Below are 16,391 nucleotides of genomic sequence, written 5' to 3'. Positions count from 1 at the left end.
TGGTTTTAAATTTTACGTATTTGCTAATAGCCAAAAATCATTCCAAAATCTGAATTCCAGTTCCTTTTGTATGCGAATTCATCTGTGGGGCATAGTAGTTTTGCATTGTAGTAATGTCGTTTGAGAACTTTCCAGACGCATTAGCAACTACATCATATTCAAATACATATTTACCTTTTGGCATATATTGAATATAGAAATTTGTGGACGCATCTTTAGTAGATTGATAATATCCTAAATTATTTTTCCACTGGTAACCTGAAAGGGCATCTAATGGTTCAAATCCGGCAGCTCTCATATCTTTAATATGAATAAACTCCATAGCTCTGTCTGTATTTAAGATCATCCTTACGGTCACTTCATCTCCAACTTTTAAAGGAGTTTCCGCAGAAATTTTCTGAAGTTCTTCACCGTTTACTGTTTTTACTTTTTTATAAAGCTCTTTGGTTACAGAAATATAGCTTTCGGAAGATTTTATTTTATCCAGATCTTCATAATACTGCCAGAATAGTCCTCCCTGAACTATTCCAGGACCTGGTTTGGTAATGGTAACGGTTCCAAGATTCTTGTCTACAACATCTGTTTTCACCGTTGATTTTACATATCCTGTTGCCTGAGTCTGAGGAGCTAGTTCTTTTCCGCCCCAAATGATCGTTGCTTTATCACTTTCAGTACCTGTCCATGATTTCCCTGAGTTTAAGATGCTAAAGATCACTTCAGCAGTACCTCTTGAACTTCCCCATGAGTTTACTTCTTTCTGTGTTACTAACCAGATTTTCATTTCTTCAATAAATTTCTGATCATTCGGCTGCAGCTTATTGAACGCTTCCAAAGCTCCTGCATGGTTCACTACTTTTGAACTGAACCAGCCCCAATCGTTTAGATTTTGTTTCCAATAAACTCCTTGGGTTTTGGTGTCGGTAGAGGTTTCTTTAAGGTAATTCATCAACTTTCCGGATACTTCTTTCATGCCGTAATCATTCATTAATAATGCAGTACGGTGTAGCCCGAAGAATGTAAAATCGGTAAGTTTTGCTGTTTTTGCTTTTTCTTTTACCTGAGTTTTCAGTAAAGCTCCTCTTCCTTTTAAAGGATATTGTTTTTCCCAATAGTTTCTGGTATCAAGATAATCCATCACCCAATTATTCAAGACACTTTCCTTTTTATTCCCTGAATATTTATTGATCTCATTATCTACATACTGAATCAGTTTTGTTATCAGTTCTTTTTGATCAGCACTTTGATAATCCTTCGCATTATCTTTTAACCAAACATTGATTTTACCAAGGTTTTTAAGAATATATAATGACACTCCGTAAGAGCTTGGATATCCTGCATACCATGAGAATCCGCCATCAGGGTTTTGTAGCTTTTTAAGATCATCCCAATCCTGACTGATTGAGTTTTTCATTGTATTGGTATCAAATAGAAGTGCCAGTTTTTGCATCTGCTCCTGCTCATTTTTACTCTGCAATACCCAAGGAGTTTCGTCCAGCAATAATTGTTTCAATTCCTGATTTTTTTCAAGATTTGAATTTAATAATCCTTTATTCTGATACTCCTCAAAGATGGTTTTCATTTTCGGATTTGCCTTAAAGACTTCAGAAGCCAGTACATCTGCAAACCATTTATTGAAAATAACATCTGCTGAGCTATTCTGATCATTTTTCAAGCTTGGAAGGGCAAACATGATCTCCCAAATAGGATTGGTCGTCAATTCCAGTGTATTGGAAACATTAGAAGCTGTTGTAGAGGTATTATTTGTAAGGTTATCCAATACAAAAGTCTTTGTTTCTCCTTCTTTCACAAATACAGGTACGGCATCAGTTACCAGCATTCTATTTGGTAATACTGCTATAGCCTGCTGTTCTCCGTCAGAATAACTTCCTGCTTTAGCCACAACTTTTAAAATGATAGAAGAAACGTTATTCGGAACTTTTAATTTCCATGTTAATGCTCCGTTTCCGTTTTCATTCAGATCAAAATTCTGAGTTCCTGACATCATTCCGAATTTTGAAGATATATTTTCATTGGTAAAGGCATCCAGAATCTGTAATTCTGCAGAACCACTGAGTTTTTTACTGGTAAGATTAGAAAGTTTTGATTGTAAGTTCAGTTCATCTCCTTCTCTTAAGAATCTTGGATAGTTTGGCGTTACAGAGAATTCTTTCTGAGTTACCACTTCTTTTTCCAATGTTGCAGATCTTGCATCTTTGGTATGTGCGAGGAACATCAGTTTCCATTTTGTAAGGGCTTCCGGTGATGTGAATTCAAAGCTTACATTTCCTTCCGCATCTGTTTTCAGATCTGGATAGAAGAATGCTGTTTCGTTTAGGTTTTGACGTACCGGTACTTTTTCTAATGTTTCTTCTGCACCGCTTCCTTGGTTAGAAATATCTGCAACGGCAGCATCTGCCATTGGTGATGGTGGCGCAGATATTTTTGTCCTGTTTGCTCTCATTTCCATTGCCGCCATTTCTGTAGGTCCGGATTCCATTTTAGCTGCTGCCTTAGAAATAGGAAGCGCACCATATGCCATTCTTCTAGGTGTTCTTACTGCCTGACCTTCTGTATTATAATAGAAATCTCCATCAAACCAATTGAAATCAGGAACTGTAATAGTATTTCCTTCCACATATTCCAATTCTTTGCTATACCTTTTCTGCATCAGATAATTTCTTATTTCATAAGAAGATATTCTTGAGAATGGTGTAAGTAATTTGTCCCAACTGTATTTATTGGCTGCAAACTGATCCAATGACATATCGTACATATTCGCCAACACTTCTGCATTCACTTTTTCTTTATCGTTTCCTGTAACTTTTACCGTCCATTTTTCTTTTGAATTTGGTTCCAGCTTATCTCTGAACGTTACTGTTTCGATCTGCAAAGGCTTCCCTGTATCTTTTATTTTAACAGAAACATTTTCTGTATTCACATCGTTGAATGCAACCAATTGAAACTGAAGATTCAGTTCGTTTACTTTTTTATCTTTTGGAATGTTTGCTGTATACTCTAAAATTCCTTTTTTCAACGGATGAATTTCTGAAACTGTTTTTCCTGATCCATCCTGAACAAAAACATTCACCAACGCATCTGGAACTGCAGAATACACATACACTTTTGCCTGCTCACCTCTTGCCAGTTCATCTTTAGGAGCAATTACAGTAAGAAATGTTTTTTGAGATGGCTTCAAAGCGCTTTTCTCCCAAACACTAAAGTATTGTGAAGCTTTAATGGTGTCTTTTCCTTCAATATTAAAAAGCTCCAATTGATAATCTCCGGCATCCAGTTTTCCTAGGTCTAAATCCGAATAAGCTTTTTCGGCTGATGGTTGCTGTTGTTTTTCTATAAGAACTCTTTCTGTTTTCCAATTTTTAATTTCATCATTTTTATCAAACAGATCATGTGGAAACTTGCTGATAAACTCTTCTTTGGAATATTTTGGAGCATCCTGAACTGCAGATTTAAAGTTATCTCTGAAAATTCTGTCTGGAGTTGCCAGTTTAGACAACTTCACCTGATAAGATTTTTTAAGATCCTGCTCGTTATAATTTTTTGTTTCTACTTTTAGTTTTACATTTTCATCACTGAAAGTATTCTTAACCTCATCAGCTTTAATATAATGTGAAACCGAAGCTACTTTCAGCTGAGTATTGGCAGATTGAGTCTCACCATTGATATCTGTAGCAGAAGCATTAATCTCGTAATTATCAATCTGTATTCCATCCAGTTTTTCATCTTTCTTAAGATCAAGACGGATAACAAATTCTCCTTTTTCATTGGTTTTTGCTTCTCCTAATATTGAATTTTCATTATCATTCTCTCTCGGATACCATCCAAAATATCTCCATCTGATATTATGTTTCTTGATCTCATAATTGATGGTTGTATTACTCAAAGCAACACCAGAAAACATCATTGCCTTACCTTTCAGTTCTATAGACTGCCCGTATTTGTACTCATCTTTTACAGGTTCGAAGGTGACTTCAAATTTTGGTCTTTTGTATTCTTCTACTCTGATGTCTTTATATCCTTGACCTGTACCCTCTGTTTTCAGATAGAACACCCCATTCGATTTTCCTTTCGGCAGCATGAAACTTCCGTGGTAGGAACCGAATTCATTCGTCGTAAAATCCTGTGAAGAGATTTCCTGGTTATTGATATCAAATAAAGTGATCTTCTGTTTTACCCCTGAAATCACAGATTCCGTTTCCTTGTTCAGCTGTGTATTGATCGCTTTGAAATATACTGTTTGCCCAGGTCTGTAGATCGCTCTGTCCGTAAAGATCTGAACTTTTGTTTGCGATACCTGGTTAGGATTGTAATCATCTGCAATATTGTTTCCATAGACTGGCATGATGTAGAAATCATTGGTTTTTGGCTGCTGAATCAGAAAAGTTCTGTAATAAGTTTTATTGTCAGTACTAGGAAATTGGAAAGCTCCTTTTTCATTGGTTTTACCTTCCATTTTTCTAGCAGGTTTATTTCCTGCAAATTCGTAGAAAGTAAGGTTTTCATTTACTATGGGTTTTCCGTTTTCACTATTAACCAGTTTCAGTTCATCTAAATTTGCATTTTTGGAAGATTTATTCTGAAAAATGATTTTATTCTCAGAAACCAGAAAGAAAAAATGCTGATCATCATTAATATCTTTTGCTTTTACTCCGGCAACTGAATAATCAACCATATAAATTCCTGACGGAAGTGGTTTTATTTCAAGAGACGTTTTATGCTCTTTATAATCATCAGGATTTGAAAGCTGATAATTTTCTTTTCTCACCAGACTTTTCTTTACCTTTTTAAAATATTCACCGTAATAAGGAGTCTGAGCATACTTCATAAAAGGTTCAATGTCTTCTTTTACTTCATAAATATTTAAGCTAAATTCTTTAACATTTTGTGAAGAAGCAACGAAATGAATTGGCAGATTATTCTGTGCCTGCTTCTCATATTGAATCGTTAACGTAGGATTTTTAATCTGATTTTCCTTGCTTTTTATGTTTCCGATAAAAGATGATTTCGGGTATTCACTCTTTGCCTGTTCTGCTACAGCAAGTGCTTCTTTAAACTTACCTTTGCTGCTCAGCTCATCCATAATATCTTCCATGATCACCACTTTGTAATCTCCTTCGATATTGGATTTTGCAAGATCCTGAAGCTGCTGAAGTCTATCTTTACAACTGTTGAAATTGCAGTTCTCCACCAGCTTATCTTTCATGAAATACAATTTTGCATTCCCGTTATTCTGAGCAATTAATTCGTCAAAAATGGCATTAATTGCAACTCTATTTTCAGTAAGTTCATTTTTGGTAAACAGATTATTTTCTGATAAAAAACCTATTTTTTTCACCGCATACCAATCATATAGACTTGGAAAATAAGCAATATCCTTAGCCTCTAGAAACAAAGATTTATATTTTTCCAAAGCAATCTTTCTCATTTCCTGTTTCTGAAGATCCAGTTCCTGATAATTTTTGGTTAAATAATTTTTAAAATCCAGTTTGGTCCATGTTTCAATCTGTGAAACATCCTGAGTGTTATTATTTGTTCTGCCATTTATTTTCCAATAATTCTCATTGAAGTAATCCATAAAGAATCCATTTACCAGAACTTTATAGACCAGCTTTTCTTCTCCTTTCAGTTTTGTTTCTGTTTCCTGAAGTTTTTTGAAGAATTTTGAAGCAGAATCATTTTTATCATCATCTACAGTTTGTTTTACAATACTGAACTCTGCTTTCAGGGAACGAATCAGCTGAATGGTGTTATTTTCTTTCATGGCTTTGTTTTCTAAGTCTAAAATGATCGGAAGATTAGATTTATAAGCTCCTTTCTGGCTATTTTCTGCTATTTTTTTCCATTGGTCATCGTAATATTTCTGTGCGATAACCGGCGAAAAGCCCAGTGATAAAAGCGAAAGCATAAATATCTTGGAAAATCTTTTCATATATATTAATTTTGATAAATGAACATTTTAAAAATACTGAAAAAATCCGTCATAGACAGCCAGGTTTACGTATCCTTAATGGGAACCCTTTTTGCAGTATTTTTCATGAAAGAGCAAAACACATTCCGTTTCCCTACTATTCTGTTGATTTTCATTACGTATTTCAGTGGTTATCTTTATACTAAATATCAATACACTAAACATTTTTTTAAAATATTAGTTCTAAATGCTATCGCAGCCGTTATATGTGCTTTTCTTATCATTCATAATCATAATGAGATAAGACTATTGAAATGGTTTATTATTGTTGTCTTAGGATTGTTATATAACAGTTTTTTTCTGGATGTTTATATACGTAAAATTCCTTTATTAAAAGTATTTTATGTAGGATTGGTCTGGGCATTGGTGAATTGCTGGCTTACTCTTCCGGAGTTCAATTTTCCTATTTTTCTGATCAGTTTCTTTTACATCACTGCACTCGTGCTTCCATTTGATATAAGAGATATGAGAAGTGATACAGTAAAGACGTTTCCTATGCTCATCGGTGTACAGAATACGAAGTATATTGCCTATTTTCTTGTTTTCATCAGTAGTCTTATTGGGATTTTCTATTTGAAGCCTTTATATGCAACAGCTTTTTTTCTATCAAGTATCATCACTTATATTTTAATCTATTTCTCTGAAAACAAAAGAGATGACTCCTATTTTTCATTTGGAGTGGAAACATGTTCGGCATTACCTTTTTTATTTTTACTAATAATGGAGTATTTTTGACGAATGATTATCAAGAAGCTTTCCCTGTACAATTTCAAAAACCACTCTGAGAAAAAGTTTGAATTTTCCCCACAGATCAACTGTTTTGTAGGGAATAACGGGGTGGGAAAAACCAATATTCTGGATGCACTGCATTATTTATCGGTAGGAAAAAGCTTTTTAGGCAATACAGACCTCAACAATATTAAAAAGGAGGAAGATTTTTTCACTATTGATGCTGCAATTCAAAATGATGACAGTGAAGACATTATCAGAATCACTCTGCCAAAGGAGGCAAAAAAGGTGATCAAAAAGAATGATAAAAGTTATGACAGGCTTGCTGATCATATCGGTTACCTGCCCAGCGTCATGATTTCTCCTTATGATTCAAACCTTATTTCCGATTCCGGGGAAAGCAGAAGAAAGTTTCTGGATTCAATGATTTCACAAACAGATTCTGAATATCTTTTTGATCTGATACAATACCAGAAAACCATTCAGCAAAGGAATGCCTTACTGAAATATTTTGCTAAAAACAGAACCTGGGATAAAGATTCTCTGGAAATTTATGATGAACCGATCACGAGATTCGGGACTAAGATTTTCAATAAGAGAAAAGTATTTGTAGAGCAGTTGAATCCTATTGTTCAAAACTTCTATCAGATCATTTCGGGTGGAAAAGAAACTGTTTCTGTCATTTATGAATCTCACCTTTTGGAAAGTAATTTTGCAGAACTTTTAAAGGAAAGTCTTGAGAAAGACCGTATGTTGACCTATACTTCCAAGGGAATTCACAAGGATGATCTTCTTTTTGAAATGGATCATGTTCTGATCAAGAAAATAGGTTCTCAGGGACAGCAGAAATCTTTCCTTATTTCGTTAAAGCTCGCTCAGATGAGCCTTGTTAAAGAATTAACCCAAAAGACTCCTATCCTCTTATTAGATGACATTTTTGATAAGCTTGATGATACAAGGGTTTCACAATTGATCGAATTGGTAAACCGTGAAAGTTTTGGGCAGATCTTTATTACGGATACGCACAGAGAGCGCACAGAAAGTGTTGTGAAGAAAATCAATGAGGAAAGTATAATATTTGAAATATAATAGGATTCTTCTCTAAGGTAGAGGAAATTAGCATGAAAATAAAAACATAAAATAACGTGCTAAAACCTATCTAAAATCACTTATCTTACAAACTTCAAACCCAATCCCGGATTCCATATTCCGAAACATGAACCACGCACCCGACTATGAAAAAGAAAAAACGCGAATATCAATCCTCTGAACTTGTGAAATCTTTCGCAAGAATATATGGTTTTGAAGATAAACTTGTAGCTTTTGATATTAAAGATTTTCTAGAGGACTATCTTGATGAAAGTCTGTTCAATGAGATCAGAAGTGTAAATATTGAAGACAAATGTATCATTATTAAGATTGATTCTCCACTGCTTAAAAATGACTTTAAAATGCGTAAAACATTCTATCTTAAAAAGTTTCAGGATAAGTTTGGCGAGGAGAAATTTGACAGTATTCAGATTCTTTAATCCTTACTGTTTGAATATCATTTTATCATCCTGATTTACAACAATCTCTTTACCCATGAGTGTTTTCAGTGAAAATATTTATAAAAACACTATGTTATATCGATATTTAGTGATATATTTATTATTCATAAAAAAATAATATTTGCCATGAAAAAAGTACTTAAGTCGAAGAAATTATCAAGAGAATCATTAAAAAAAGTTCAAGGTTCGGGGCAAATGGTGTGTTGTGCAGTAAGCTGTATAGATATGACGGGATGTGGTTTTTGGGAGCAATTGCCAGCAGAGTGTCCGGAACTTCCTTATTGTGTATAATCAATACTTATTTTATAGAAAAAAGCTACCTAAATTGGTAGCTTTCTTATTTTATTAATGTTCCTCTGATTTATTGGAAATTGTACTGCTCATCAGGTCATCTGCTTTTTTATCCAATCCTGAGCTTAATGGCAGGAAGAATTTTAACGGATGTTTTATAAAATATCTGAAAATTTCCTTGTAGATCTCGCTTACCTGTCCAAAATTCATCTTTCTCGATCTGAATGCCAGGAACATAGATAAACTGAAACTTACCAGGAAATTAAAGAATCCTATTAAGAAAACAGTTACAAAAGAAATCCAGAATGTATAAGAATCTACTGAAAAGTCTTTCCCATAAAGTCCTAAAGCAAAGTTTCCTGCCGCAAAGGTAATGTGTCTGATATCTAAGTCTAACCCGAAGAACATTCCTACGGGCGCTGTAGCACCAAGGAATACTCCAAACCAGAAGTTTGAAACAATTCCGGGCCAGTTTTTAGCATAGTATTTAGATAAGCCTTTAGCGAATTTTTTACCGAAAAAGTTTCTGATAGAAAGGTTTTTGGCAATCCTCTCCGGAATCTGATAAAACACGGAGTTGTTTCCAATATTCCCCGAAATAATCCCTGAAATAAAAAGATAAAACCCAGCAATACTGGCATGAAGAATCGCTTTAGATTTGAAAGGATCAAGGTCTTTTAAAAGTTTATCGGATCTGTCAACAGCAAGATTTTGTGAGAAAAATACGTCTAATCCATAAATTATAGCAAGAGCTATCGGAAAAGCCAGTAATACGTTTCCTACAAAGGCTATAAACTGACTTCGGAACAACTTGGATACAAGATGTGCAAATTCAGTATTATTTCTTTGGCTGTTTCCTTCTTCGGATAATACTTTGGTCATCGTTGCTGCGGTCATCGCCGGTTGCTTGGTAGCCAGAGTAAAGCCCATCAAATAGATCATTACAAATCCCATCGCATAGTTCATGGAATACAAAAATGCGTGTGAGAAATCACTTCCGGGAATGTATCCGTATAACATTTTCAGTACGCAGAGCGCTCCTACGATAATCCCACCACCACTTGCTTTATAGAACATTGTCATATATTCTTTTCGTGTAGAAGTAATATAATGGGTTCCGGCTTCTGCAGTGTGATTGGTAATAAGGTGTGAAATCAGCCTCGTACTGTCATTGATAAGATCTGCAATATTATTTTTGTGTGATTTATAATTTAATATATTAAAAACCAACTGCTTCGATTTGATAAGAACATCTTCTTCATTATCAATTACCAATAATTGAACGATCTCATAAATCCTTTTGGTCTGTTGGCGGATTTTCAGCAAAGACTGATTAATCTTCCCTGAAATACCATATTTATCGGAATTTTTAAAAGCTATATTTACAAATTCAAGACATTGTTCTGAATAAATTTTGATTTGTTTAAACCTGCTGTCTTTAGAATGCAGCTGCATTTCAGGATCTTTTGCAAGGTCTTCCGCCAATGCCTCCAATTCATTTTGAAGCGCAAGAAACGGGTTATCCAGATTTCTGTATTGAGGAGCCATTCTCACGACTTCTACTTCCATTGCCATCCCGGTTACCCTCCATGAAAGGATATTCATTGAAAAGATGAGCTCCTTTTTAACATTGGGCTTAATAATAAAATCTGAAGCACCTATGAGGGTTAAAAACTCATCCATCTCATTTTCAGGAAGATTATGAAGATATTTCAAATCCTTTTTAGGTCTCAGACTGACATTATCAATCATATACCACACCGTTTTTTCATTTTCTACGGGAGGTAAAACCTTATTCAGGATTCTTTTTTTAAGTTCAGGGAAAAAGGCGTTCTCAGAAAGAATATTGGCTTCTGTCAACGATAGGTTGAAGGGTCTTCCTTTAAAGATATTATGGATATAATATTTAAAGTTTTCCGCAAAATTCGGATGGTTTCTAAGAAAATTAAGCACATCTGTAAAGTCAGCAGTTTTCACACTCTCTAAAAACTCTGCAAAGGGTTCCAAAGAAAGCGTTTCGTTCTTAAAAGAAAAGTATTTTTTAAGAACTGACTCAAAATTTGTACTGGAATTAAAGAATTTCATTAGTACAAAGATACTATTTCAAACTCACATTCCTCATCTGTCTCATAATCCAATTGTGTTTCTTTCTTAAATAAGGGGATGGATTCTTTGGATCATATTTCTTTGGATTCGGTAATACAGCAGCAATCCATGCGGCGTCAGACGTGCTCAGATCTTTGGATGATTTTCCAAAATAATATTGTGCTGCTGCTTCCACACCAAATACCCCCTGCCCCATTTCAATGGAATTCAGGTATCTTTCAAGAATAATATCTTTGCTCCATACTTTTTCGATAATAAAAGTATAGACTGCTTCAAGACCTTTTCTTACCCAACTTCTACCCTGCCAAAGAAAAACGTTTTTTGCAGTCTGCTGAGAAATTGTGCTTCCGCCTCTTATTTTTTTGCCTTTCTCATTATACTTCATTGCTTTTTCAATAGCTGTATAATCAAAACCGTCATGATCAAAGAATTTCTGGTCTTCGGAGGCTATAACAGCCTTTTTAACATTATTTCCCATTTCGTCGTAGGAAATATAGTCTCTGTGCAGTTTTCCGTACTCAAAGAGCCCTCCTATCTGAGTAAGGGTAATCGGCGGATTAAAAAATCTCCCCCAAATGATGAAAACTACGTTCAATACAAGAACGATGAAAATAAACTGTTTAATTTTTTTCCACATAACGTTATAAAAAGGAAAGGCAAAAATAAGCAAATACTCCGAGTTACTGCAATTCTTTCATGTAAGTAAGCTGATAATCCGGTAAAAGTTCAGGGTGGAAGATCTTAATGTAATCTTTAAGTATCAAATCTGCTCTTACGACACCGCTTTCAAAGAAGTCATTGGCTTTTTCTCTCTCTTTTCCAGCCATTGTATACAGCTTTCCTTTGTTGAATACATCCAGCTTTCCGTAGAAATTATTCATCTTCAGCATCTCGCTTTTCGATGTGTGATTTCCTGCATTTACCCAATACTGAACACCGCTTGTCTTAGCGTATACCTCTTCAAAACTCATAGTTAAAGCTTTTTCATCCTTATTATCTTTCATGATATAGGTAGCGTTGGCATCAGCAATATAGTGAGCTACAGAAGTGTTTCCACCTGGAAGATACCAGACATCACCATACATTTCATTTGCCAGAACTAATGGTTTGTCCTTTGCTTTTAGGGCAAGTTGTTTTAAGTCATTATAGTTTTTCTCAACTTCCTGATATTTGGTTTCCGCCTCTTTTTCTTTTCCAATCAATTCTCCAAACAGTTTGACGTAAGCTGTTTTTTGTAAAGGCTGTTGTTCCATATATTCATCCAGAAATATCACCTGAATACCATTGTTTTTCAATAGCTGATAAGCGTTATCAAAACTTGCAATATAATTGGTGAAAATTGCATCAGGCTTCATAGAAATAATTTTCTCTACATCATACTTCTGATCGCTTCCTACATTCTGAATTTTTCCTTCTTTAATAAGATTCTGGATTTTTTCTGAGTAAATATACTCTGGACTTGATACTCCAATGATTAAATTTTCTGCTCCAAGCTCTGAAATATACCCTGCCATACTTGCATTAAGCAGGATGATTTTCTTGAAAGGAGTTTGATTTTGCTTAAAATTATAGGTGAAATTTCCCGATTTCAGTTCCAAACTTCCTTCTTGTTCCTTGTATTGAGTGCGATTTGAGATATTTGTCCAATCTGAGGACGAAATTTTTTGTTCTCTTTTACAAGCAATTAGCGAAAATACCGTGAATAAAAGTAAAATTTTCTGTTTCATGTTTCAAAGAACGGAAAAAAGTGGTATATTTGCAACCGTTAAACAATAACAAAATAAACGGCCTCGTGGCGCAACTGAATAGCGCATCTGATTACGGCTCAGAAGGTTACAGGTTTGAATCCTGTCGAGGTCACAAGACGGGGGTTTAAATTTTTTGAATTTAAATCCCCTTTTTTTTGCTTGGATAACTCCCTTCTAATCAGGAAGATATTATCAACAAAAGAGTTGATTTTGCTAGTTTGAAAATCGCTTCCATCAAAAATTATCTTTTCAGGGTATATCAAACTTACAATTGCGCGTTTGTCAATAGGGCTAGCTTTTATATACCTCTCTGAAATATTTCCAACTATTCTTAGTGCTTTGCTAATTTTATCTTCTACCCCTTCTTTTTGTTCTGACTTTTTCAATAGGCTAAGTTTATATTCAAGGTCATCTAGTTCTCCTTTATATCTATTTTTAATATCCCTAAAATCCTCTTCATCAATTTTGTCCGACAGGTACATATCCCGCGCCTTACTAATTCTATCATTTAATTCACTAATTCTGCTCTTAAGAGTACTACGTTCACCATCAAAATTCTCAGTAGTAGACTTTGTATTTTTTACGATGATCTTCTTTAGTATTTCTAGGATTCCAGTTGGAAAATCATATTTGGAAAGCTCTTCTTCAAAAAGTTTGTTAACTTTATCAGAATGGTGCCTAAATCCACAGGCTGTGGTACAATGATAATAGTAATAATGTTTTGTATGCCCCTTTGAACTACTCGCCGTCAGATTCTTTCCGCAATTAGGACAAAGCAGAAGACCACGGAGAGGATATCTCTCTTCATTGATTATCCTTCCTCCCGGCAATCTGAGATCTTTTGTACCTTTCTTTTTCAGGACATGCTGAACCTTTAAAAACAACTCCTCCGAAATTAATGCCTCATGTTTTCCTGGTACAATATCCTCCTCTTCGTTTTTATAAGCACGCACATATATTTTACCACAATAAGTAACATTCCTCAGTGCAACCATAAAGGCATTACTAGAAATATTTTTGCCCTCTCTCTTATTCATTTCCACTCTGACCTTTGCAGTTGGAAGATGGCCTTTTGCCACTTGTTCAAAAGCCCAGATTATATTCGAAGCTTCTGGTTGTTTAACGGCAACATACTTTCTACCATCCTCAGTACACTTGTTTACATAACCGTAAGGGGCTATTCCCATCAACCGCCCCTCCTTAATTGCACGTCGCATTCCATTGGTCACGTTTAGTGCTCTCCTATCATTCTCAACTTCAGGAGTTGACAGGTAAATAGCCAAGAGCACTTTATTTTCGGGTATACTTAGATCCAATGGCTGTTCAATCGCCTGAGGTAATATATTATTTTTTTTAAGATGTCCAATCATTTGGTAGGCTTCGGAAGTATTCCTGCTGAATCTGTCCCATTTAGTAAACAAAATTAAGCGCTCTTCGCGATATCCACGGCTCCTTTTGAAACTTTGTAGATAATTTTTCCACTCGGGCCGATCAAAACTTTTGGCAGAATGATCTTCGAAAATTACTCTGTCGATCGTAATAGCTAGCCTATCACAATGAAGACGCAAACGCTCTTCCTGGTCCCTCTGTGAGTACCCCTTATCTGCCTGTTCGTCTGTAGATACTCGGATATATAAATCTGCAATCATAATTCAGTTATTTAATTTGGTAATGAAATTAGAAATGCCAACAAGAGAACTAGCAACCATCTGATCCTTAAAAATTTACTAGAAAATCTAATTACACAAAATTACAAAAAACTTTTAATCGGGAGAGAAAATTTCCTTGATGGTTATCCTTGCCAATAGATGCAAAAACTCCATGATTTTAATTGCTTCCTCTTCATCCACATCAATACCTGCCTCTTTTAGCATTATCATTGACTGTTCAATGGGCAACTCATCCAATTTCATAAGGTGGTCAAGTCCAATATCTTTCAAATTTGAACCATCCCCACTATAACCGCTTCCATTTCTTCTTTTTTTTGTAGCCATTCTACATAATTATTTTCGGAATCGAAAAATTACCAACATTGCATGGCCAACATCTAAATCAGTGTAAAACTTACCTTAAATAACCTACACTTTCCTAATAACCTCTGTATAATGCAAAAGCATCGTTTTGCATTAATTATCACCAAGAATTGCTAAATTTATATAGCGAATAGTAATGTTATATAAAATGGGTAATTTGTTCGAGAACAATAAGTTTGAAATCGAGGTCAATGGCTTAAAAGTTGTTGTAATTGAACACACTTTAAGGGATCGGCAGATTTTTCGTCTCGTTTTTGACGATAATAGAGCTCCCTTGGTAATAACTTCAGCCAAAACGTGGTCAGGTGAAGTCTGGACAAGTATTCCACAAGGAAGACAAAAAGAGGCAGAGCTATTCGGTAAAGAAATTAGTAAACATTTAAAAACTTAATCATATGTGTTATTACAACGGACAACGAGTTTCAAGAGACGAATTCATTCGCTTGATGGATCTGGAAAAAGCAGTAATGAATTATGATTTTTTAGATCAAGAAATACACGAAGGCTTTAATTACGGAAATATTGCTGTTTTACGCCCAACGGAAGATAAATGCAATTTCGATATCGTCCAAATGGAATGGGGATTTATCCCTCCTTATACAAAAAATAGAGAAGATGTAAAGAAAATGCGTTTTGGCTATAAAGATGGGAACGGAAAATGGCACCAGGCTTACACTACATTAAATGCAAAAGGTGAAGAGCTGCTTATGAAGGATGAAAATACAGGTCGTGAAAAAATGTTTCGGAAAGCGGCGCTGGAAAGACGATGTTTAATACTGTCAAGTGAATTTTATGAGTGGAGACATCTTTACCGTCTAAACAAGATAACTAATCAACCGCTCAAAACAGCAGATAAATATCCTTATCACATTGGTCTCAAAAACAAGGATTATTTTTTTATTGCTGCAATCTGGCAAAATTGGACTGATAAGGACACAGGAGAAACGGTGGATACCGTGGCTCTTGTGACGACAGAAGCAAATCCCTTAATGAGACAAATTCACAACTCTAAAAATCGTATGCCTACCATGTTGCCGGATGAATTTGCATGGGAATGGATGATGCAAGATCTTACTGAAGAACGAATCACAGAACTTGCAACTTATCAAATCAACTCTTCCGAGATGGATGCTTATACGATCGAAAAAGATTTTAAGACCACTGGTACTCCAACCAAAGCCTTTGTGTATTCGGAAGTCCCTGAACTTACCTATGAGATCTAAAATGTATTGTTTCAATTAGAGCAAGACGTCGAAAATTACAAATCGTCTAAGGGACCTGATTAAACTTTGCAAAGTTACATTCTACATGGATATTACTTTTAAAAAATTACTTTTCTAAAAGTAAGTGAGATCCGGGTGCTTCTTGGAAAATTTTGCCCCTTATATTCATCTGATTTTCTACCCGCAATTCCGTGACTCCAACCATACCGTGCTTCACCAGACATCACCAAAAGACTTCTTGGTTCCAGTAGCAATGCCATCACATCCTTGCTTTGGACGTTGACAAAATCCATAAGACATGTGGAACCCAAACTCAATGAAAAAATTGTTTCGTCAAAACAAGGTTGACAGTCCACGTGATTTGCAATCCCTTGTCCAGGTAAGTATTCATTAACAATAAGCTGATCTGGATCTTTCTTTATTAAATTCTCTCTACTTATCCTTTTTATGAATGGTGCAGCCCACTCAGGTAGATCCCCAAGATACATAGAATAATTCAGCGCACGAGCTCTATAATCATATTTATAGCCATAGTGCTGAACTCGTCTTTTCAAATCGTTCAACCAAGTTGCGCTATTGACTTCATTTATCAGGTTTTTCTCCTCTGCACATGTTATAAAATTCGGAATATACTTCAGTCCATTTATAGCACTAAGGTTAACGCCTTCATTTATAGAAGGAATATCATCCAAGTTTTCAGGTACTGGGTTAAATAGATCGTACAT

General features: G+C 35.1%; 13 protein-coding genes and 1 tRNA gene. 7 read left to right on the top strand and 7 right to left on the bottom strand.

All coding sequences use genetic code 11. The features are described from left to right. Positions 1–37: 37 nt before the first annotated feature. Positions 38–5,947, bottom strand: coding sequence for an alpha-2-macroglobulin family protein (locus BW983_RS02845; protein ID WP_076549776.1), 5,910 nt, complete (start codon positions 5,945–5,947; stop codon positions 38–40). 18 nt (positions 5,948–5,965) lie between these two features. Between BW983_RS02845 and BW983_RS02840 the strand changes: the two genes are divergently transcribed. From BW983_RS02840 to BW983_RS23960, 4 genes are all read left to right on the top strand, one after another. After that, on the top strand, positions 5,966–6,721 hold the full coding sequence (locus tag BW983_RS02840; RefSeq protein ID WP_076549775.1) for a UbiA prenyltransferase family protein: 756 nt from the start codon (positions 5,966–5,968) through the stop codon (positions 6,719–6,721). Positions 6,722–6,724: 3 nt separating this feature from the next. Next, complete coding sequence (gene recF, locus BW983_RS02835) at positions 6,725–7,804, top strand: DNA replication/repair protein RecF (RefSeq protein ID WP_076549773.1); 1,080 nt, start codon at positions 6,725–6,727, stop codon at positions 7,802–7,804. 146 nt (positions 7,805–7,950) lie between these two features. Beyond that, the gene (locus BW983_RS24585) at positions 7,951–8,244 is read left to right on the top strand and encodes a hypothetical protein (protein WP_076549771.1); all 294 of its coding nucleotides are present in this window, start codon (positions 7,951–7,953) and stop codon (positions 8,242–8,244) included. Positions 8,245–8,391: 147 nt separating this feature from the next. Beyond that, entirely contained in the window at positions 8,392–8,556 is a 165-nt protein-coding gene (locus BW983_RS23960; protein ID WP_167369952.1) for a hypothetical protein, read from the top strand. Positions 8,557–8,610: 54 nt separating this feature from the next. On the opposite strand, the gene BW983_RS02825 is transcribed toward BW983_RS23960, so the two are convergent. From BW983_RS02825 to BW983_RS02815, 3 genes are read right to left on the bottom strand one after another with little or no spacing between them, the layout of a single operon-like run. Continuing rightward, entirely contained in the window at positions 8,611–10,641 is a 2,031-nt protein-coding gene (locus BW983_RS02825; protein ID WP_076549769.1) for a recombinase, read from the bottom strand. A 13-nt stretch (positions 10,642–10,654) separates the two neighbouring features. Next, positions 10,655–11,299: a monofunctional biosynthetic peptidoglycan transglycosylase gene (mtgA, locus tag BW983_RS02820; RefSeq protein ID WP_076549767.1), complete on the bottom strand. Its 645-nt coding sequence runs from the start codon at positions 11,297–11,299 to the stop codon at positions 10,655–10,657. A gap of 43 nt (positions 11,300–11,342) precedes the next feature. Beyond that, positions 11,343–12,389: an ABC transporter substrate-binding protein gene (locus BW983_RS02815; protein WP_076549765.1), complete on the bottom strand. Its 1,047-nt coding sequence runs from the start codon at positions 12,387–12,389 to the stop codon at positions 11,343–11,345. 59 nt (positions 12,390–12,448) lie between these two features. Here BW983_RS02815 and BW983_RS02810 point away from each other — a divergent pair. After that, positions 12,449–12,522 (top strand) — tRNA-Arg (locus BW983_RS02810). On the opposite strand, the gene BW983_RS02805 is transcribed toward BW983_RS02810, so the two are convergent. Then, positions 12,488–14,059 carry a recombinase family protein gene (locus BW983_RS02805; RefSeq protein WP_076549763.1) on the bottom strand — a complete coding sequence of 524 codons (1,572 nt, stop codon included), beginning with the start codon at positions 14,057–14,059 and terminating at the stop codon, positions 12,488–12,490. The genes BW983_RS02810 and BW983_RS02805 overlap by 35 nt on opposite strands. Before the next feature lie 114 nt (positions 14,060–14,173). Beyond that, entirely contained in the window at positions 14,174–14,404 is a 231-nt protein-coding gene (locus BW983_RS02800) for a hypothetical protein (RefSeq protein ID WP_076549760.1), read from the bottom strand. 196 nt (positions 14,405–14,600) lie between these two features. Here BW983_RS02800 and BW983_RS02795 point away from each other — a divergent pair, with 196 nt between their 5' ends. Together BW983_RS02795 and BW983_RS02790 are read left to right on the top strand one after the other, a co-directional pair. After that, positions 14,601–14,834: a hypothetical protein gene (locus BW983_RS02795; protein WP_139329212.1), complete on the top strand. Its 234-nt coding sequence runs from the start codon at positions 14,601–14,603 to the stop codon at positions 14,832–14,834. A 4-nt stretch (positions 14,835–14,838) separates the two neighbouring features. After that, entirely contained in the window at positions 14,839–15,666 is an 828-nt protein-coding gene (locus BW983_RS02790) for an SOS response-associated peptidase (protein ID WP_084184281.1), read from the top strand. Positions 15,667–15,764: 98 nt separating this feature from the next. Here the strand turns inward: BW983_RS02790 and BW983_RS02785 are convergent, their stop codons facing one another. Further along, positions 15,765–16,391 carry an alpha-ketoglutarate-dependent dioxygenase AlkB gene (locus tag BW983_RS02785; RefSeq protein WP_076549751.1) on the bottom strand — a complete coding sequence of 209 codons (627 nt, stop codon included), beginning with the start codon at positions 16,389–16,391 and terminating at the stop codon, positions 15,765–15,767.

The organism is Chryseobacterium ureilyticum, from assembly GCF_900156735.1.
Classification (GTDB): domain Bacteria; phylum Bacteroidota; class Bacteroidia; order Flavobacteriales; family Weeksellaceae; genus Chryseobacterium; species Chryseobacterium ureilyticum.
Note: the sequence above shows the minus strand (reverse complement) of the source record. Positions and strands in the feature narration are given on the sequence as shown.